The organism is Nocardia sp. NBC_01329, from assembly GCF_035956715.1.
Taxonomy (GTDB): Bacteria; Actinomycetota; Actinomycetes; order Mycobacteriales; family Mycobacteriaceae; genus Nocardia.
On record NZ_CP108381.1, the window covers coordinates 5,998,318 to 6,016,981 of the forward strand.

Annotated in this window: 16 protein-coding genes; 5 read left to right on the top strand and 11 right to left on the bottom strand. The window is 68.6% G+C overall.

Annotated elements, in window-relative coordinates; translation table 11 throughout:
* Positions 1-28 precede the first annotated feature (28 nt).
* From OG405_RS27225 to OG405_RS27240, 4 genes are all read right to left on the bottom strand, one after another.
* Positions 29-481 (bottom strand): cupin domain-containing protein, encoded by a 453-nt coding sequence (locus OG405_RS27225; RefSeq protein ID WP_327149254.1) that lies wholly within the window; start codon positions 479-481, stop codon positions 29-31.
* Between the two features lie 159 nt (positions 482-640).
* Positions 641-2,749, bottom strand: a complete 2,109-nt coding sequence (locus tag OG405_RS27230) for a serine/threonine-protein kinase (protein ID WP_327149255.1) — start codon at positions 2,747-2,749, stop codon at positions 641-643.
* 365 nt (positions 2,750-3,114) lie between these two features.
* Complete coding sequence (locus OG405_RS27235) at positions 3,115-4,140, bottom strand: glutamate ABC transporter substrate-binding protein (protein WP_327149256.1); 1,026 nt, start codon at positions 4,138-4,140, stop codon at positions 3,115-3,117.
* Positions 4,137-5,495 (bottom strand): hypothetical protein, encoded by a 1,359-nt coding sequence (locus OG405_RS27240; RefSeq protein WP_327149257.1) that lies wholly within the window; start codon positions 5,493-5,495, stop codon positions 4,137-4,139. Before OG405_RS27240 ends, OG405_RS27235 begins: the two co-directional genes overlap by 4 nt.
* Before the next feature lie 186 nt (positions 5,496-5,681).
* On the opposite strand from OG405_RS27240, the gene OG405_RS27245 reads away from it, so the two are divergent.
* From OG405_RS27245 to OG405_RS27255, 3 genes are all read left to right on the top strand, one after another.
* On the top strand, positions 5,682-6,437 hold the full coding sequence (locus OG405_RS27245) for an NUDIX hydrolase (RefSeq protein ID WP_327149258.1): 756 nt from the start codon (positions 5,682-5,684) through the stop codon (positions 6,435-6,437).
* A 1-nt stretch (position 6,438) separates the two neighbouring features.
* Positions 6,439-7,143, top strand: a complete 705-nt coding sequence (locus OG405_RS27250) for a RibD family protein (protein ID WP_327149259.1) — start codon at positions 6,439-6,441, stop codon at positions 7,141-7,143.
* 71 nt (positions 7,144-7,214) lie between these two features.
* A complete protein-coding gene (locus tag OG405_RS27255) occupies positions 7,215-7,667 on the top strand; it encodes a deaminase (RefSeq protein WP_327149260.1) in 453 nt (150 codons plus the stop codon).
* Positions 7,668-7,698: 31 nt separating this feature from the next.
* Here the strand turns inward: OG405_RS27255 and dnaE are convergent, their stop codons facing one another.
* Entirely contained in the window at positions 7,699-11,238 is a 3,540-nt protein-coding gene (dnaE, locus tag OG405_RS27260) for a DNA polymerase III subunit alpha (protein WP_327149261.1), read from the bottom strand.
* Positions 11,239-11,396: 158 nt separating this feature from the next.
* Between dnaE and OG405_RS27265 the strand changes: the two genes are divergently transcribed.
* Positions 11,397-12,383: a LysR family transcriptional regulator gene (locus tag OG405_RS27265; RefSeq protein WP_327149262.1), complete on the top strand. Its 987-nt coding sequence runs from the start codon at positions 11,397-11,399 to the stop codon at positions 12,381-12,383.
* A 130-nt stretch (positions 12,384-12,513) separates the two neighbouring features.
* Here the strand turns inward: OG405_RS27265 and OG405_RS27270 are convergent, their stop codons facing one another.
* The 6 genes from OG405_RS27270 to thiO form a co-directional block, all read right to left on the bottom strand.
* Entirely contained in the window at positions 12,514-13,278 is a 765-nt protein-coding gene (locus OG405_RS27270; protein WP_327152548.1) for an adenylate/guanylate cyclase domain-containing protein, read from the bottom strand.
* A gap of 576 nt (positions 13,279-13,854) precedes the next feature.
* On the bottom strand, positions 13,855-14,622 hold the full coding sequence (locus OG405_RS27275; RefSeq protein WP_327149263.1) for an ABC transporter permease: 768 nt from the start codon (positions 14,620-14,622) through the stop codon (positions 13,855-13,857).
* Positions 14,622-15,623, bottom strand: coding sequence for an ABC transporter ATP-binding protein (locus OG405_RS27280; RefSeq protein WP_327152549.1), 1,002 nt, complete (start codon positions 15,621-15,623; stop codon positions 14,622-14,624). The genes OG405_RS27275 and OG405_RS27280 overlap by 1 nt, the downstream gene beginning before the upstream one ends.
* A gap of 124 nt (positions 15,624-15,747) precedes the next feature.
* Positions 15,748-16,452 (bottom strand): thiazole synthase, encoded by a 705-nt coding sequence (locus OG405_RS27285; protein WP_327152550.1) that lies wholly within the window; start codon positions 16,450-16,452, stop codon positions 15,748-15,750.
* A 46-nt stretch (positions 16,453-16,498) separates the two neighbouring features.
* Positions 16,499-16,747, bottom strand: coding sequence for a sulfur carrier protein ThiS (thiS, locus tag OG405_RS27290; RefSeq protein WP_327149264.1), 249 nt, complete (start codon positions 16,745-16,747; stop codon positions 16,499-16,501).
* Positions 16,744-17,841, bottom strand: a complete 1,098-nt coding sequence (thiO, locus tag OG405_RS27295) for a glycine oxidase ThiO (protein ID WP_327149265.1) — start codon at positions 17,839-17,841, stop codon at positions 16,744-16,746. The genes thiS and thiO overlap by 4 nt, the downstream gene beginning before the upstream one ends.
* Before the next feature lie 67 nt (positions 17,842-17,908).
* On the opposite strand from thiO, the gene thiE reads away from it, so the two are divergent.
* A complete protein-coding gene (gene thiE, locus OG405_RS27300; RefSeq protein ID WP_327152551.1) occupies positions 17,909-18,607 on the top strand; it encodes a thiamine phosphate synthase in 699 nt (232 codons plus the stop codon).
* Positions 18,608-18,664 lie beyond the last annotated feature (57 nt).

Consider the following 18,664-nt stretch of genomic DNA (forward strand, 5'->3'; position numbering starts at 1 on the left):
TTCCCGGCTTCATGGGGAACTCGGCCCCTCACGCTGCGGCGCGTTCCCGCTGCAACCGCGCCCCGATCTCGCCGGCGGCCTCGTCGAACTCCGGTGTCAGGACGAGGTCTTCGCTGAACTTCGGGTCGGTGCGGATATCGAGGGCGACCAGATCGTCGGCGGCGCTCAGATTCACGGCGACGTGCACGACACCGGCCGGGATATAGAGGAATTCACCGGGGCCGTGCACGTGCGGTACCAGGTCCGGGCCGATCAGTGTCGCGGCGTTGCCCCGGGTGCATACCACGATCGTCTCGGAGTGCGCGTGATAGTGTGCCCGCGCGACCTTTCCCGGCGGCATGTTCACCAGGCCCGCGGAGATCGCTTCGGTGCCGCAGGTCTCGGCGGTGACGCAGGGAACCAGGAACTGGTTGTGCGGGCCCACGGTCTCCTGGATATCGGCTGCGGATACGACGCGAGCGGTGTTGACCAGGTCATTCATTCGAACTGCTTTCGCTGATGGTTCGGTCGCGGCTTCACGCCGAAGGCTACGACCGTCGCCGGTCCGGAGACATCCGCCGTTCGAACCGGGAATATGGGTACTGCGGGCCGCCGGAATCCGGCCGGAACACGTTGTCCGAGAACGCCCGAGCGCGTCGGATCAGAACCACGTGGTCGGCCGGATGTAATTGGCCAGATCGACCAGCGCATAGCGGTGGCGTCGGCCGGGAGCCAGGCGGGCGAGGGTGCGCAATCCCGACTCGGCGCTGTCGCGCAACGCGTGCTCGGTGAACGCGACTCCCATGATCGGCGGTCGCGGCCGCTCCGGGGTGTTACCGGCCTGCAGCCAGGCCAGCGCGGTGCCCAGCACCATGACCCGCAGCTGTACGGCCCGGCGTTCATCCGGAGGCAGCGCTTCCACTCGGGCCGCCGCCTCACGCACTGTGTTCTCCCGCAGTGCGGCCACGGGCGCGCTGGTGAGCAGCAGCAGTACTACGGTCATTCGGGCAGTGGTGAAGTAGCGGGAGGAGCCGGGCACCTCGTCCAGCGCGGCGATGGCTTCCGGGTGGCGTCCGGCCGCGGTGAGCAGGCGCGCCGAACCGAACGCCGCGCTCACCAGGCCGTGATCGGTGCGCCAAGCGGTGGCGTAGAAATTCTCGGCGTAGTCGCGCCAGGCGCGAGTCTCGTCGGGTTCCCAGTGCTGGAGTACGAGTTCGGCGGTGGCGGCCAGCGCCAGCTTCGGTGCCAGTTCGCCCGGTAGCACCCGGAGCACGGCATCGAACGCGGAATAAGCCTTCTCGTAGTCCTTCTCGCGTAACCCGGCCAAACCGGTATACCAGTCGATACGCCAATCCCGGCGGGCGGTCCGCGGTATCGCGTCGAGCAGCTCGGTGGCCTCGGCGACACGATCGGTGTCCAGCAGAATCCGAGCTTCGGCCAGGCGCAGTTCGCGTTCCAGATTCTCCGGCGCCGCCACAGGATCCTCGACGAGTTGCTCGCGTGCCTCGTGCAGCGCGGCCAGTGCCTGGTCGGGATCAGATTGCAAGGTGTCGGTCAGCCGGGCGGCGGCCGGATCGGTGCGGGGCAGCATCGGGATCGGCAGCGCGGCGGCGATATCGGTGGCCGATAGCCGAGTGTCACGTGCGAGGCCGTCGGCGAAGGCGTCCGTCTGACCGATCAGCTCCTGTGCGCCGAACGCGCTGCGCTGTTTGCCGAAAACCGTGGACCGGTGCGGCCGCTCCACACCGGTATCGAGTGCCAGGATCTCCCGTAACACCCCGGACAGCTGGTCGGCCATGGCGCCGGCCGAGGGGAACCGGCGGTTCGCGTCGGTATCGGTGGCGCACAGCAGCAGCCGATGGAACGATTCGTAGCGAGCCAGGATCGGCTCGTCCTCCGGTGTGGGCAGACCGTCTCGATAGGCGCCGTGCTCGGTGGGCATGTTCAGGGTGAGCACGGCGAGCGTGCGGCCGACCGTATAGATATCGGACGCGATCGTAGGCCCGGTCCGGGCGATTTCCGGCGCTTGGAAACCGCGTGTTCCGTACAGGTTCCCGTAGGCCTCGATCGGCGCGACCGCACCCAGATCGAGCAGTTTGACCTGATCCTCGGTCACCATGATGTTGTCGGGTTTGAGGTCGTTGTAGGTGAGGCCGGTCGCGTGCAGATAGTCCAGCGCGGGCAGTACTTCCAAGATGTAGGCGATGGCCTGCGCCACCGGGATCCGTTCGGGACGGACGTGATCGTCGAGCATGCCGCGCAGGGAACGGCCGCCCACGTACTCCATCACGATGAACCCGATCGGTTCCCCGCCGGGTGGGAGATGCTCGACGAAATTGTGGATCTTCACGATGCCGGGATGCGCGACCTCGGCCAGGAACTCTCGTTCCGCGACGGCCACCGCCTGCGCCTCGATATCGTCGGCATGCAGCAGCCCCTTGAGCACTACCCAGCGGTCGCTGACATTGCGGTCGACGGCGAGATAGATCCAGCCCAGCCCGCCGTGCGCGAGACAACCCTGGACCTCGTACTGCGCGGCCACCATATCGCCGGGGTCCAGGGTCGGGCGGAAATCGTAGGCGGCATCGCAATTCGGGCAGATCCCCCGTGTGGTGGCCGGGCGGCTCGCGCTCGCCCGGCCCACAGGTTTACCGCAGCGCCAGCAGAACCGCTTGCCCTCCGCGACGGCCGGGTCGGCCAGTACGGCGGCGACCGGGTCGGCCGCTTCGACGGGTGGGATCTCGACCAACCCCGCGACGAGGGTGCGCACTGTGGGCCGAGAGCGTACGGTGCGAGAGCTGCGGCCGGTGCGCAGTTGAGACCCGCTACCGCGCCCGGAATCCGCGGCCGAGCCTCTGCTCGCTCCCGTACCGGTACCCGAGGACGCCGCGTCCGCCGTCCTGCCCGGGTACGCGGCGGTACCCGCGACGGCTGCTGTTTCCGGAGCGGGGGCGGTATTCGAGACTGCCGCCGTTGTCCCGGCGACAGCGGTACCTGCGACCGCGGCTGTCTCCGGGGTGTGGGTCGATCCGGTGTCCGGGGTCGCCTCGCCCCCGTGCGACTCTCGTTCGTTTCTGGCCCGCCCGGCCCCGAGCTGGGTGGCCGCACTCGGAGTCTCGTCCGTCGCCAAGGCGATCAGTCCCGATAGGCCGGCGGCGGGGGTCCGGGGGAGGGGCCGAGGGCCGACAGCCACTGGTTGTAGAGGCGGTTCCAGGTACCGTCCGCGCGGATACGGTCGAGGGTGCCGTTGACGAACCGCACCAGATCCTCGTCCCCCTTGGGGATGCCGATCCCGTACGGTTCCTCGCTGATACTCGGGCCCACCAGTTCGGTGTAGGGGTCCTGTTCGGCGATACCGGCCAGGATCGTGTCGTCGGTGCTCACCGCGTCGACCTGCCGTTGCTGCAGTACCACCAGACAGTCGGCCCAGGTGGGCACGGTGAGAACGGAAGCGTCCGGCTGGATCTGGCTGATACGTTCCAGCGAGGTGGTGTTGCGGATCGTGCACACCCGTTTGTTCGCCAGATCCTTCAGACTCCGGATCCCGGAGTCCTGCATCGCCAGTACTCGCTGATTTGCCTTCAGATACACGGTGGAGAAGGCGATCCGTTCCAGTCGCGTGCAGGTGATGGTCATGGTCTTGACCACCATATCCACCCGGTGCTCGATCAGCGCCGCTTCGCGGTCCTCGGAACTCAGGCTGCGATACTCGATCCGCTCGGGGTCGCCGAACAGGTCCCGGGCCACCTCGCGGGCGATATCGGCGTCGAAACCGACGATCACACCGCTCTCCGGATCCCGGAAACTGAACAGGTTGCTGCCGGTGTCCAAGCCGACCACCAGCCGGCCGCGGGCCCGGATCCGGTCCAGGGCCGGACCCCTCGCGCCCGGGCCGGTGGGGCGCAGACCTGCGGTCGGGTCACCACAGTCGGCGGGCTCGCGGGGGAGGGGTAGCGGACCGTCGGCCTCCATCGCCGTCGCCTGCGCGGGTAACGGTGGCGAGGCGTAGTCGCTGTGCGGGAGCTCGCTGTGCGGGCCCGGGCCGGTGGCGCAACCGGTAAGGAGTAGCGCGGTACACGCCACCCCGGCCAGCAGCCGCCACGATCGCCACGCCCGCCGCCGGGGGGCCGCCGGTCGGGCCGGGTTTCGCGCAAACCTCATCGATACTCCCGCAGTCTTGGCCAGATGCCGAAGGCGATATACGCCGCGGCGGCGATACCGAGGATCAACGCACCCGGCGCCAGATAGTCGAGTACCCGGGCGCTGTGGAAAATATTGCTGCGAAGTGTTTCCCGGTTCTCGGTGATACCGCTGCCCAGCGCCTTGTCCAGGGATTCCACATGGACGGTCGCGTTCTCGGCGCCGGGCGCGGTGGCGATTGTGGCCGCGCGGGCGAATTCCCCGCGGTTGAGTGCCTCGTTCATCCGCTGATGTGCGGCCAGCCAGTGCAGCAGGGCGGTGCGCGCGTCGACGGTGGCCCGGTCGGTATGACCGGCGAGCAATTCGTTGAGCCGGGTGATGTTGGCGTCGAAGGCGTGGTCGTAGTCGCCGGTGGCGTCCCGGCGCACCAGTTTCAGGGTCTCCGCCGAACGCGCCCGCTGTGCGAGGATCCGGCTCTCGGTGAGACGGGCGGCGGGCACCGTACCGTCGGCGCGCCCGCTGGACATCGCCACCGACGAAACCGATCCGGCGATCACGGTCCACAACATGAGGATCATCAGCGCACCCGAAGCCAGTAGCAGGCCCGGGTTCAAGGTCCGATGCCAGCGCCGAGCCAGCAGCCGTTGCCCCCAGAAGAGCGCGATCACGGTGATCACCAGCAGCATTATCGCGAACCACGGTGGCCGCACGTGCCGGTCCTGGGCGGTGTCCACCCCGGCCGCGCGCCGCACGTACAACTGTTCCGCCGCCGGTAGCAGCACCGTCTGCATATGCGACGACGCCTCGCTCAGATACGCCGCGCCGACAGGATGACCTTCGCGGTTGTTCGCGCGCGCGGTCTCCACCAGGCCCGAGTACACGGGCAAGCCGGACCCGATCCCCATCCGTTGCTCGATGTCCCGCGCGTCGTCACCGGACAGCGTCACCAGGTCGGCTCCCGCTTCCCCCAGCGCCTGGCTGTAGCGGGAGCGCACCTGCTCGGGTTCCAGGCCGCCGGAGATGAACGCCGTGGCGGCGGCCGCATCGGCGACCGAGAGCGAGGTGTAGAGCCGATGTGCCGTGTTCGCATCGGGTTCGGTGTGGGCGAGCAGGATATCGAGATCGCGCTGGCGGTCGTGCACAGCACCCGCCGTGATCGCCCCCGATCCCACACACAGCACGACCAGTAGCAGGCCCACCCCGAGCAACCGCCCTGGCGACGATTGCGCGAACAGGCGTAACCGTGCCGGATTCAACCACTTCGAGGCCTGCGCGAACCGGGGGCGGACGATGCTCGCTCGCCCGGCGGCCGACGCCGGTTCCGGGTGGGCCGGGTCGGGTTCGGGTACCACCCGATCCACCGCCAACCGCGTCATGTCCACCCTCCAACTCTGGGCGCCGTGTGCGCTGTATCGCTTCGCCGGTGCCGCGCGAGATCACTCACACCGCGCCTATGAGCGTATTCGGTATTGTCCACGCGCGCGCCCCGGACCTCCACAACGCCTCATTCGCACCGTGTGGTGGGGCAGGATGGAGGCGACGGTCGACGAGGGTGGTGCGAGATGCGTGGTGATGGTGACGGGTGGTCGATAAGCCCGGGTGGTGTGCGGCACTGGGGCCTGTTCGGTGCGGCTGGATTGCTGCTACGCGCCCCGCTCGGTACCGGTGGTTCGGCGGTGTTGCTACAGCATCGCGCCCTATGGAGCCATCAGGGCGGCACCTGGGCGCTGCCGGGCGGTGCGCGCGACAGCGACGAGACGGCGGTGCACGCGGCGGTCCGGGAAGCCGACGAGGAGGCCGGGATCAACGCCGCCGATATCCGGGTGCGCGCCGAACGGCTCACCGCCGCCGCCCCGAGCGGCTGGACCTACACCACCGTGATCGCCGATGCCGGTAAACCGCTGCCGGTACGCCCGAACATGGAGAGCGTGGAACTGGCCTGGGTTCCCGAGGACGAGGTGGATCAGCGTCCACTGCATGCCGGTTTCGCGGACGCCTGGCCCGGCCTGCGGGCCACCTTCGCCCGGATGGACACCGATGAGTGCACACCGTCCGAAGCGGCGGAGTTGGTCGCGACCCTGCCGCGCACGGTCGACCTGGGTGAGGAATTCGTCTGGTTGCACGCCGAACCGGGCGGCCCGGGTGAGCGCGCGGTGCTGTTGAACCCCCCATACCCTCCGGAGAATCCGGAGCCGAGCGGTTCCCCGAATCCGGTGGGCGGGGTGGGCGATCCGGGAGCGGGGCGCGGCGGAGCCGCCTCGGCGGATGCCCGGGTGCTGGGAATTCCGCGCAGCGCGGTGCTGGGATCCGGGGACTGAGATGGATTTCGTCGCCGACGAAGCCCGGCGCGCGGGCCGCCCGTATGTACTGCTGTCGGTCGCGATGAGTGTCGACGGCTATATCGACGATACGGAGCCCGAACGTCTGCTGCTGTCCAACGACGCCGATTTCGACCGCGTGGACGGGGTCCGGGCCTGGTCGGACGCCATCCTCGTCGGGGCCGAGACCGTCCGGCGCGACGATCCACGGCTGATCGTGCGGGACGAGTCGCGTCGCGCGGAGCGGGTCGCCGCGGGCCGGACGGAGTACCCCCGGAAGGTGACGGTCACCGCGAGCGGCGATCTGGATCCCGAGGCGCGTTTCTGGCGCTACGGCACCGCGGAACACGCACCGCTCGTGTACACGAGCGAGGCCGGTGCGCGTCGGTTACGTGACCGTCTGTCCGAACCGGCCGAGATCGTGGTACTCGGCCCGGACCTGGAATTCGGGCCGTTGCTCGATGATCTCGGTGCCCGGGGTATCGGGCGGCTGATGGTGGAGGGCGGTGGCCGGATCCATACCGCCTTCCTGGCCGGTGCCCTGGCCGACGAGCTCCGACTCGCCATCGGGCCTGCTCTCGTGGGCGACCCGGCCGCACCGCGTTTTCTGCACGCCGCCCGGTTCCCGGGTGGCTCCGTCCACCGGATGCGACTGGTCGATATCGACCGGCTCGGTGATGTGGCAGTGTTGCGGTATCGACTCTAGGCGTACCTCCGCTCCGGCCGTGCGCGGGCTGCGGACGGGCTACGCCCGACAGTGCCCTCCAGGAGGCCCCGGTGCCCGCACTCGATCACCACTACTGGATGAACCGGGCGATCGATCTCTCCCGGCGGAGTCCGCAGGCACCCGGTGCTTTCTCGGTGGGCGCGGTGATCGTCGCCGACGGTGTCGAGATCGCCACCGGTTACTCTCGGGAATCCGATCCGAAGGTGCACGCCGAGGAATCCGCGCTGGACAAACTGAGTGCGGACGATCCACGGCTGCGGCAAGCCACCCTCTACAGCACCCTGGAGCCCTGTTCGGAGCGGGCGACCAAGACGCGGCTGCCGTGTACCGACCGGGTGCTCGCCGCCGGGATCCCGATGGTGGTGATCGCGTGGCGGGAGCCGTCCACCTTCGTCGAGAACTGTGTGGGGGTGGAGAAGTTGCGCGAGCGAGGTGTCCGCGTACTCGAACTTCCCGACCTGGCCGATGCCGCCATGGCGGTGAACCGGCATCTCGACCTGTAGGGCGCGATCGCGCACGGCGAGATGCGAGCCGTCACCGCAGGCAGGAGGGACCGAACAGGGCTTTCAGTTCGCCCATCAGCGCGGATGAGGCGGTCACCCGGAATCGGGGATCCAGGGCAAGCAGCCGGGGACCGCGAGCTCCGATCAGTTCGATCCGGAGATCGGTGGGGCCCGGATGACGTTGCAGGGTTTCGCGCAGGGCGCGGACCGTATGCGGGGTGCAGGCCGCCACGGTGAGGGCGAGAGTGAGGGGGCAACCGGCGGCCCCCGCGGTGAGGTCCGGGGTGCTCACCTGATCACCCAGCAGCGACTGCCGTCCGTCGCGGATGCTGACCGTCGCGGTGACCACCACGACGGCGTCCTCGGTGAGATAACCGGCGGCCGTGGCGTAGGCGGCGGGGAAGAAGAGGATCTCGGTACCGGCCTCCAGATCTTCCAGGCGGGTCACCGCCCAGGGGTCGCCTTTGCGGGTGACCCGGCGGTCCACCGCCGCGATGATTCCGGCCACTCGCACTCGGCGGCCGTGCGGTACGCGGCCGTCCAGCAGGGCGGCGATCGGAGTGTCGCCGGTGGCGGCGAGCGCGGTCGCGATCTCGTCGAGCGGATGCCCGGACACGTAGAGCCCGAGCATCTCCCGTTCATAACCCAATCGTTCCCGGGTGTCCCATTCCTCTTCGGGTACGGGCAGATCGAAGAGGGACGCGTTCGTATCGGGATCGGCGGTGGCGCCGGAGAAAAGATCGAACTGTCCACGCGCGGCGGCCTTCTTGGTGACCGTCACCGCATCGATCGCCTCGCCGTGGATCGAGAACAGACCTTTGCGAGGGTGACCGAGTGATTCGAAGGCCCCGGCCTTGATCAGTGATTCGACCACCTTCCGGGTACACGCCACGCCGTCGGCCTTGGCCAGATAGTCGGAGAAGCCGGTGAACTCACCGGCCGACTCGCGTGCCCGGATCACTGCCCGCACCACCGGATCCCCGACATTGCGGACGGCCCCCAGCCCGAAGCGGATATCGGATCCGACACTGGTGAACGTGGCCGCCGACTGGTTCACATCGGGCGGCAGCACTCGGATCCCGCGCTTCCGGCAATCGGCGAGATAGATCGCCGATTTGTCCTTGTCGTCGCCGACCGAGGTGAGCAGGGCTGCCATGAACTCGGCCGGATGGTTGGTCTTGAGGTAGGCGGTCCAGTACATCACCAGGCTGTAACCGGCGGCATGGGACTTGTTGTACGCGTAACCGGCGAAGGGCAGCACCGCCTCCCAGAGCGCGGTCACCGCCTCGTCGCGGTAGCCGTTGCCGCGCATACCGTCCCGGAAGTTCTCGAACTCCATGGCCAGCACTTCCGGTTTCTTCTTCCCCATCGCGCGGCGCAGCAGGTCGGCCTGGCCCAGGGAATAGCCGGCGACCTGCTGGGCGATTTGCATGATCTGCTCCTGATAGACGATCAGCGCGTAGGTCTCGGCGAGGATCTCGCGTAGTGGTTCGTCGAGTTCGGCATGGATCGGTGTCACCGCTTCCCGCCCGTTCTTGCGATCGGCGTAGGACCAGTGGGCCCCCACGCCCATCGGTCCGGGCCGATACAGCGCGTTGGAGGCCACCAGATCGTTGAACTCGGTGGGTGCCATGCGCAGCAGCAGTTCCCGCATACCGGCCGAATCCATTTGGAAGACTCCGAGATTGTCGCCACGCGCCAGCATGGCGTAGGTGGGTTCGTCGGCGAGGGCCAGCGTGTCCAGATCGATCTCGATCCCGCGGTTGGCACGGATATTGTCGAGGCAGTCGCCGATCACGGTCAGCGTTCGCAGCCCCAGGAAATCCATTTTGAGCAGGCCCACGGCCTCACACGACGGATAGTCCCAGCCGGTGATGATCGCGCCGTCCTGCGGCCGCTTCCACAGCGGCACGGTATCGAGCAACGGTTCGCTGGACAGGATCACCGCGCAGGCGTGCACTCCGGCACCGCGGACCATCCCCTCGAGCCCGACCGCGGTGTCGTAGATCCGCCGCATATCCGGATCGGACTCGATGAGGGCCCGCACCTCCGCGGCTTCGCCGTAGCGTTCGTGGGCGGGATCGGTGATTCCCGATACCGGAATATCCTTGGCGGCCATCGCGGGCGGCAGCGCCTTGGTGATCCGGTCGGCGAGCGCGAAGCCGGGCTGACCGAACTGCACGCGGGCGGCGTCCTTGATCGCCGCTTTGGTCTTGATCGTGCCGAAGGTGATCACCTGGGCGACCTTGTCCGCGCCCCAGCGTTCGGTGGCGTAGCGGATCATCTCACCGCGCCGGCGGTCGTCGAAATCGATATCGATATCGGGGGCCGACGGACGTTCGGGGTTGAGGAAGCGTTCGAACAGCAGTCCGTGTTCGATGGGATCGATATTGGTGATCGCCAGCGCGTAGGCGACCAGCGACCCGGCCGCCGAACCGCGTCCGGGCCCGACCCGGATACCCGCCGTGCGCGCATACGCCACCAGATCGCCGACCACCAGGAAATAGGCGGGAAAACCCTTGTCCCGGATGATGTCCAGCTCGTACTCCGCACGGTGTCGGTAGCCGTCCGCAACGCCGCCCGGGAAGCGCCGGCACAGGCCCGCGTCCACCTCGCGGCGCAGCCAACTGTCCTCGGTATGCCCGTCCGGGACGGGGAATACCGGCATCCGGTCGCGGAACTCCCAGATTTCGTCATAGGGTTCGATCCGTTCGGCCACCGCGAGTGTGGCATCGCAGGCTCCGGGTACTTCGTCGTCCCACAGGGCCCGCATCTCCGCCGGGGACCGGAGATGGAAACCGTCGCCGTCGAACCGGAACCGCGTCGGGTCCGACAGCGTCTTACCGGTCTGCACACACAGCATCGCCTCGTGCGCCGCCGCCTGCTGCCGTAGGACGTAGTGGCAGTCGTTGGTGGCCAGCGGTGTCAGCCCGGCCTTCGCGCCGATCGCGAGCAGATCCTCGCGGACTCGGCGTTCGATCGTCAGACCGTGATCCATCACCTCGAGGAAGAAGTTCTCCGGGCCGAAGATGTCACGCCAGCGACCCGCCGCCTCGTAGGCGGCGTCGAAATGTCCGAGTCGCAACCGGGTCTGGACCTCACCGGACGGGCAACCCGTGGTGGCCAGCACTCCCTCGGCGTGCTCGGCGATCAGTTCGGCGTCCATCCGGGGCCATTTCCCCAGCTGCCCTTCGAAGGATGCCCGCGACGACAGCCGGAACAGATTGCGCAGACCCATCGCGTTCGCGGCGAACAGCGTCATATGCAGGTACGCACCGGATCCCGACACATCGTCGGACTTCTGGCCGGGATCACCCCAGAACACTCGCTTGCCGGAAAACCGCGACTCGGGCGCGATATAGGCCTCGATCCCGATGATCGGTTTCACCGGCGATCGCCGTGACTCGCGGAAGAACTCCGCCGCGCCGTACATATTGCCGTGATCGGTCATCCCGACGGCAGGCATCCCCAGCCGTTCGGCTTCGGCGAACAGCGGACCCACCTTAGCCATTCCGTCGAGCATCGAGTACTCGGTGTGGTTGTGCAGATGCACGAAAGACGTGTTCGTCATCGATAACCCCGTGCCGTCGAACCGGTCCGCAGGCCGTCCGGTTGTCCATCCGGCCGGACCGATAAGGTCATTTCGGCTACATATGACCAGCTCATACGTATTGAGTCGAACAATCGGCACGAGGGTGGAGACAACCGTTGGATGTATCAGGAGGTGGAGTGGGCGAGCTCGATCTGGCGACGGTGCGAGCCTTCGTCGCCGTCGCCGACGAAGGCCAGTTCAGCGCGGCAGCCGCACTGCTCGGGATCAGCCAGCAGGCGGTGTCCAAGCGGATCGCGCGGCTGGAGAAGCAGCTCGGCCGCGACTTGTTCGATCGAGTGCCCACCGGTGCCACCCCGACAGCGGCCGCCGCCCGGTTCCTGCCGAACGCGCGTTCCCTGCTCGCCGTCGCCGATGAGGCCGTCGCCACGGTGGTGCGGCAGCCGCGACCATTGCGGGTCGCGGTCCTGGGCGAGCGGGCGACCGAGATGCGGGCCATGCGGTACTACCTCGGCCGCCACCCCGACCGCGATACCGAGATCGTGCTGACCAACGCGTTCGTCACCTCTCGCGACGCCCTGGTCGCCGGGCGGGTAGACGCGTCCTTCGCCCGCGCCCACGGCGGGCCCCGCGCCCTCCCGGCGCGGATCACTGCGATCCCGTTCCATCTGGATCAGTTGCATCTGCTGGTCGGCAAGGGGCATCCGCTGGCCGGGCGGGCGGCGGTGACGCTCGGCGAACTGGCCGGCGTCACGGTGTGGGTGCCCGGGACGTCGGTGGAATCGGAATGGACCGACTACTACCGCGAACTGAGCCGGTACAGCGGAGTCGTGATCGACAGCAGTCGCCGAGCCGACATGTTCCCCGATATCGCCGGCGACCGCGGACCGGCCCCGATCGCGATGGTGATCGAGCACATCGCCGATTCGGACACGCTGGCGACCTTCAGCGCCGACGGTTTCGAATCCCCGTGGCATCCGCATATCCGCCGGGTGCCCGTCGTAGACCCGACTCCGGCGTACCCGCACGCGTTGCTGTGGGACAGGACCGATCCGCATCCGGGTATCGCGGACCTGGTCGCCTACTTTCGTGACAACTACAACCGCGATATCGCGCGCGACTGCTGGATCCCCGAGATCGACCGGCCCTTGTTCTTGCCCGCGTAGCGGGGCCGGATGCGGCCGTCCCATCTCGTGGAATTGCCGTTCGGCCCAGTCGACCAGGCTGCGCATATGCGCGGCCAGCCTGCTCGCCGCCGCTGTCTCCGACTGGCTGGACCGCAACAGCCTCCGCTGATCAGGCCGAACTGACCCGGTAGATCCGCAGATCCTCCGGTACTCCGCTGAGCGGGGCAGCGAAGAAACTGCGGCGGTAGGGGCGCGCGGTGTGCCCGAGTTCGTCCAAGGTCTCCGGGTCCAGCGCGGCCAGCGTGGCCTCGGAGATCATCATCTTGCCGTTGCCACCCGCCTCCATCACCCGGGCGGCGATGGTGACATCCACACCCAGCCAGTCGCCGCCGATCTCCCGCGGTGAACCGGTGTGCAGGCCGACCCGCATGCGGGGCCGGTAACTGTCCGCGGTGATATCGGCGAGGTTGCGTTTCGCCGCGATCGCGGCCGCGACGGCCCGGTCGGCGGACGGGAACACCGCCATCACGCCGTCACCCATCCGTTTCACCACCTGACCGCCGCGTTCGGCGATGGGCGGTTCGATGGCTTTGGCTACCTTGCGCAGCAGATCCAGCGTAGCTTCGTCGCCCGCGGTGAGCGACCAGGAGGAGAACGAGACCAGATCGGTGAACATCACCGTCATCTCCTGGGTGCCCTGACCCCGGCCCAGGCGTTCGAGCATCGCCTGCCAGACCTGTAGTGCGCCGAAACCGATCTCCCGGGCCGCGCTCGGGTTGTCACCGACCAGCCGGTCGGCGGCACGTGCGACGGCGCGGGCGCCGCCGGGCCCGGTGACCGAGAGCGGATCGCCGAACGCGGGGTCACCGGGGAGCTGGTGGCGGGCTCGGCGCAACACCTCGATCACGTCCGGACGCTGGTTCGCCACGTTCATCAGGGCGGACAGCGGGTGGACGCGTGGGCGGCCGGAGCCGACGGCTTCGCCGTTGTCGGGTACGGGAGTCAGTCCGATCCTGATCTCGTCCGCGGTCGCGTGAGCGGCGCCCGGCGCGGCGGCCCTGTCGACCTCCGGCTCCGGTACGGCACGGCCGGCGGGCTTTTCGTTCACGTCCCGAGGGTATCTCAGGGGATCGGACGCGGGGGGAACGCTGAGAATCGTCACCTGTCGCCTCTCTATCGGAGGAGTGCGGCACGCCGTTGGGTCCGCCGATGGATTACGTGTGGTGCCTGAACCCGATCGTAGCGACGACCGGCGGTCTGCTGGTGAACGCATGGTTACAGATATTTGGCAAGTTCCGTAGAAGCGGCCTGCCGGTGAGCCCGTGATCAGCGCGCCCGGTCATCTGTGTGATAACGACCACCGGCCCGGCGCGTCGCCGCGCCGGGCCGGTGATAAGTGCACTCCGACGACCGGGCAGTGGTCGTCGGCGTGCGGGGCGCGCGATCCTCCCGACAAGGTCGCGCTACCCACTACCCGAGCGGCGAGGGAAGCAGCTCGGGTGGTTTGTGGTCAGGCGTCGCGCCGGTTCACCACCAGCAATGCGACGCCGGTGACGAGTGCGACGAAGGCGATGAAGTAGATGAGGCTGCCCCACGCACCCCAGTGCCAGTTGCCCGACGCCATCGACTCGTCCATCAGCGCGAAGCGGCTCGCGTTCTGGAACGGCAGGAACGCGCTGATCTCACGCCCCACCTTACCCAGTGCTCCGACCAGCGGTTCGACGATCAGCTGCCAGAGCACGATCAACGAGATCGCCGCGGCCGACTGCCGGACCAGCACACCGATACCGATGGCGAGCACCACATTGAGGAAGGCGAGGATCGGTATCGCGTACAGAGCCCGCCAGTTGCCGTCCAGGACCAGCGTGGATCCGGCATCCCCGGCCACCGCTTTGGCCACCGCGTACGCGGCGAAGGCCAGCACGGTGGTCAGCGCGGCCGCGTACAGCCCGACCAGGCCGGCTTTGGTGCCGATCACCAGCAGGCGATTGGGTACCGCCTGGAAGGTGGTGCGAATAATGCCGAACCGGTATTCGCTGGTCACGGTCAGGGTGGCCATGATGGCCAGCACCATCACCCCGAACCCGCTGATCCCGAGAAAGGCCGTGTCCACGGTCAGGGCCGGCGCGCCGGAGGCCTGGGGGTCGTCGGCGGCGATCCGGCCGATCAACCCGAACAGGGCGGCGAAGCCGACCGCGAGAGCCACGACGATCACCGAGCACCACCACGGTGACCGGGTGGAAGTGAGTTTGATGCGTTCCGCGGCGATAACACCCATTACTTGGCACCTCCGAGAACCTTGGGCTCGACCGGCTGTGCCGGTTCTCCGCCCAGTGGGGCAGCCGCGACATCTCCCTGCGGGCCGACCTCACCGTGATATTGGACATCCCCGCCGGTCATCCGCATGAACGCCTCCTCCAGCGAACCTCGCTGCGGGGCAAGTTCGAAAAGCGTGATGTTGTGCTCACCCGCCAGCGCGCCGACCGCGTCGCTGGTTACCCCGTTCACCACCAGAGCCGCGCCGTCGGCATTGCCCTCGTTCTGTTTCACGGTCATTCCGTTGGAGGTGAGCAGGCTGCGCAACTCGTCGAGCTGTGGACTGCGCACCCGCACCGAGGACTCCGACGCGCGTTCGATGAACTCCGAGGTCGTGGAATCGGAGATGAGCCGGCCGCGGCCGATGACCACCAGATGGTCCGCCGTCTGTGCCATCTCCGACAGCAGATGACTGGAAACCAGAACGGTGCGGCCCTCGGCGGCCAGCCGCTGCATGAACCGCCGGATCCAGAGGATGCCCTCCGGGTCGAGGCCGTTGACCGGCTCGTCGAACAGCAGGACCTTCGGATCACCCAGCAGCGCACCGGCCAGACCGAGCCGCTGTGACATGCCGAGGGAGAACCCACCGGCCGATTTACCGGCGACCTCGGAGAGGCCCACCAGGCGCAACACCTCCTCCACCCGGGATTTCGGCAACCCGTTGGAGGCCGCCATCCATTCCAGATGAGCCCGCGCCGAACGGTTGGGATGCACCCATTTCGCGTCCAACAGCGCGCCGACCTCACGTAACGGATGCTTCAGCTGCCCGTACGGTCTGCCGTTGACGAGCGCGCTGCCCGCGGTGGGGCGATCCAGGCCGAGGATCATGCGCATAGTGGTGGATTTACCGGCGCCGTTGGGTCCGAGAAATCCGGTGACCTGACCCGGTTTCACCGTGAAGGTCAGATCCTGGACCGCGACGGTCTGCCCGTAATGCTTGGTCAAGCCCCGGACTTCGATCATGACGACCAGCATGCCCTATCCCCGGGCGGGCCCGCGTCGCCCGATGGTCGCCATCGGTACTCATCCTGGAGGATGACCCGGCCCCGGCTCGCCACCTACTCGCGGCTGGTCCGGCCTCGGGGAGCTACCGCCCCGGTGAGGACGCCTGGGCCCAGAACCGCTTCGGGATGCGGCCCGCCGCCCGCGCCCGGTAACCGGCCCGTACCGCGTCGGCCATGGCCGCGGCCATCAGCGCGGGATGCTCGGCTCGGGTCACCGCGGTGGCCAGCAGTACCGCCGAGCAGCCGAGTTCCATCGCGAGGGCGGCGTCGCTGGCGGTCCCGATCCCGGCGTCCAGGATCACCGGCACCTGGGCGCGGCTCACGATCATCTCGATATTGTGCGGATTGCCGATACCCAGGCCGGTGCCGATCGGGGAACCCAGCGGCATCACCGCCGCGCAGCCCGCGTCCTCCAGCCGCCGGGCGAGCGCGGGGTCGTCGTTGGTGTAGGGGAGCACGGTGAAACCGGCGTCCACCAGCTGTTCGGCCGCATCGATCAACTCGATCGGATCGGGCAGCAGGGTCCGGTCGTCGGCGATCACCTCGAGTTTGACCCACCTGGTGTCCAGGGCCTCGGCGGCCAGCTGGGCGGTGAGAACCGCCTCGGCCGCGGTCCGGCAGCCCGCGGTATTGGGCAGCGGCGTGATATCGAGCCGTTTCAACAGATCGAGCACGCCGGTACCGCCCGCGGCATCGACCCGGCGCATGGCGACGGTGGTCAGTTCCGTACCGGAGGCGAGCAGGGCTTCCTCCAGCACGGTCAGGTTCTCCGCGCCGCCGGTGCCCATGATCAGCCGGGAGCCGAAGGTGCGGTCGGCGATCCGTAGCGCGTCGTCAGCCACCCTGGACCGCCGTGAGCACATCGATCTCCCAGCCGCGACCCACCGGTTCGTCCCAGCGCGAGCGCGGGAACACGGCCCCGTCGACCGCCAGTGCCACGCCCTGGCGCGGCAGCTCGAGACGCTCGAGCAGTTCGCGGACGGTGAGCTGTTCGGTGAATTCGTGGTCGATCCCGTTCACCGTGACCCCGATCGGCACGGACGATCCGTGCGCCGGTGACCCTTGTGTTGACGACTGTGTCATCGACTACCTCCTGAAGGTGCGGACGCTGTGAACCGCTGCGGATCGGCCGCGGCGGCCGCGGCCAGCGGTTTCCCGCGGAGCTCGGCCACTACCGCGTCGGCGGTGAGCGCGCTGGTCAGCATGCCGTTGCGGCCGTGCCCGGTGGCCGCTATCACGCGGTCGGAGAGCCGCCCGACGAGCGGAAGATTGTCGGGGGAGCCGGGGCGCGACCCGGCCTGGGCCTCGGCCAGTTCGTATTCCCCGATACCGGGCAGCACGGTTTCGGCGTCACCGATCAGGTCGCGGACCCCGGCGACGGTGACCGCGGTGTCGAAACCGGCCTCGTACTGGGTGGCGCCGAGCACCAGTCCGTCGGCGCGGGGTACGAAGTACACGGGCCGGCCGTGGACCCGGGCGCGGACGACCCGGGTCGGCGGGGGTTGCGCGCCGGGCCGGTGCCGCAGCCGCAGGATCTCACCTTTCACCGGCCGGACAGGCAGGCCGGGCCACAGTTCGGCCGACGCCGCCCCGGCGGCCAGTACCACCTGCTGTTGCGCGAGGCCGGTGAGATCGTCGATTCGCTCCGGACGCACGGTCACCCCTGCCTCGGCCACCGCTTTGCGCAGGGCTGTCACCAGGCGGCGGTTGTCGACGGCCGGTTCGGTGGGGGCGAGCAGGCCCGCGCGGACCGTACGGGCCAGCGCTGGTTCCAGTTCGCGGACTCCGGCCCGGTCCAGCACTCGCAGTTCGTGCCCGCGCTTGCCCACCCAATCGGCGACAGTGCGTAGGTCGGCGGCATCGGCGGCATCCTGCGCGACGGTCAGGGTCTCGGCGGCGACGAACACATCGACGCCGGTGACAGCCTCGAGCCGAGCCGCGAAATCGGGCCAGTGCGCCAGGGCGGTGGCACCGAATTCCAGCACCGCGTCCTCACCGGGCCAGCCCTCCGACAGCGGTGCGAGCATCCCCCCGGCCACCCATGAGGCGCCGGTTCCCACGGCCGGATCGAACAGGGTGACAGTCCAGCCCGCCGCGGCGGCCCGCCAGGCCACGGCCAGCCCGATCACACCGCCGCCGACGACAGCCAGGGTCGAGTCGGTGGCAGGTTCGCTCACCTGTGCCACCTCCTCGGGGTTCCACCTCCTGCAACTTCTCCACGTTAGCGCGGTTACCGTGGCAGTTGTGCAACCGTCCTCCCCTCGCCGACCGCTGCCCCCGCGCGACCGCCTCACCACCGCCCGGCTGTACCTGTGTACCGACGCCCGCCGGGAAAAGGGGGATCTGGCCGAGTTCGTGGAAGCGGCGCTGGCCGGTGGTGTCGATATCGTCCAGCTCCGCGACAAGGGGTCGCCCGGGGAGCGGCAGTACGGTCCGCTCGAGGCCAAGGGGGAACTGGCGGCTCTCGCCGAACTGAAGGCGGCCGCCCGCCGCCACGGCGCGCTGCTCGCGGTGAACGACCGCGCCGATATCGCGCTGGCGGCGAGCGCCGATGTGCTGCACCTGGGTCAGCATGACCTGCCGCCCTGGTACGCCCGCAAGATCCTCGGTCCGGATGTGGTGATCGGACGGTCCACGCACGACCGGGACCAGGCCCGGCTGGCCGCGGCCGACGAGAATATCGACTATTTCTGCACCGGCCCGGTGTGGGCCACACCCACCAAACCCGGGCGTACGCCCGCGGGGCTGGATCTGGTGCGCGAAACCGCAGCCGCGGGGCCCACCCGCCCGTGGTTCGCGATCGGTGGTATCGACGGCGTGACGCTCCCCGAGGTGCTGGCCGCGGGCGTCGAAAGGGTAGTGGTGGTGCGTGCGATCACCGCCGCCGACGATCCGGAAGCCGCAGCGCGTGAGCTGAAGGCCGCACTGCTGGAAGCCGACTGACCCGGCCGTCGAACCGATCGGAGAGGAAGGCGCGCCGGCCGTGCCCGGCGCAGAGCG

Bases quoted from the DNA above. Each gene is read 5' to 3' on its own strand.
- OG405_RS27225 (WP_327149254.1), bottom strand. From the start codon at position 481: ATGAATGACCTGGTCAACACCGCTCGCGTCGTATCCGCAGCCGATATC.
- OG405_RS27235 (WP_327149256.1), bottom strand. From the start codon at position 4,140: ATGAGGTTTGCGCGAAACCCGGCCCGACCGGCGGCCCCCCGGCGGCGG.
- OG405_RS27240 (WP_327149257.1), bottom strand. From the start codon at position 5,495: ATGACGCGGTTGGCGGTGGATCGGGTGGTACCCGAACCCGACCCGGCC.
- OG405_RS27245 (WP_327149258.1), top strand. From the start codon at position 5,682: ATGCGTGGTGATGGTGACGGGTGGTCGATAAGCCCGGGTGGTGTGCGG.
- OG405_RS27250 (WP_327149259.1), top strand. From the start codon at position 6,439: ATGGATTTCGTCGCCGACGAAGCCCGGCGCGCGGGCCGCCCGTATGTA.
- dnaE (WP_327149261.1), bottom strand. From the start codon at position 11,238: ATGACGAACACGTCTTTCGTGCATCTGCACAACCACACCGAGTACTCG.
- OG405_RS27270 (WP_327152548.1), bottom strand. From the start codon at position 13,278: ATGAACGTGGCGAACCAGCGTCCGGACGTGATCGAGGTGTTGCGCCGA.
- OG405_RS27275 (WP_327149263.1), bottom strand. From the start codon at position 14,622: ATGGGTGTTATCGCCGCGGAACGCATCAAACTCACTTCCACCCGGTCA.
- OG405_RS27280 (WP_327152549.1), bottom strand. From the start codon at position 15,623: ATGATCGAAGTCCGGGGCTTGACCAAGCATTACGGGCAGACCGTCGCG.
- OG405_RS27285 (WP_327152550.1), bottom strand. From the start codon at position 16,452: ATGGGCACCGGCGGCGCGGAGAACCTGACCGTGCTGGAGGAAGCCCTG.
- thiS (WP_327149264.1), bottom strand. From the start codon at position 16,747: ATGACACAGTCGTCAACACAAGGGTCACCGGCGCACGGATCGTCCGTG.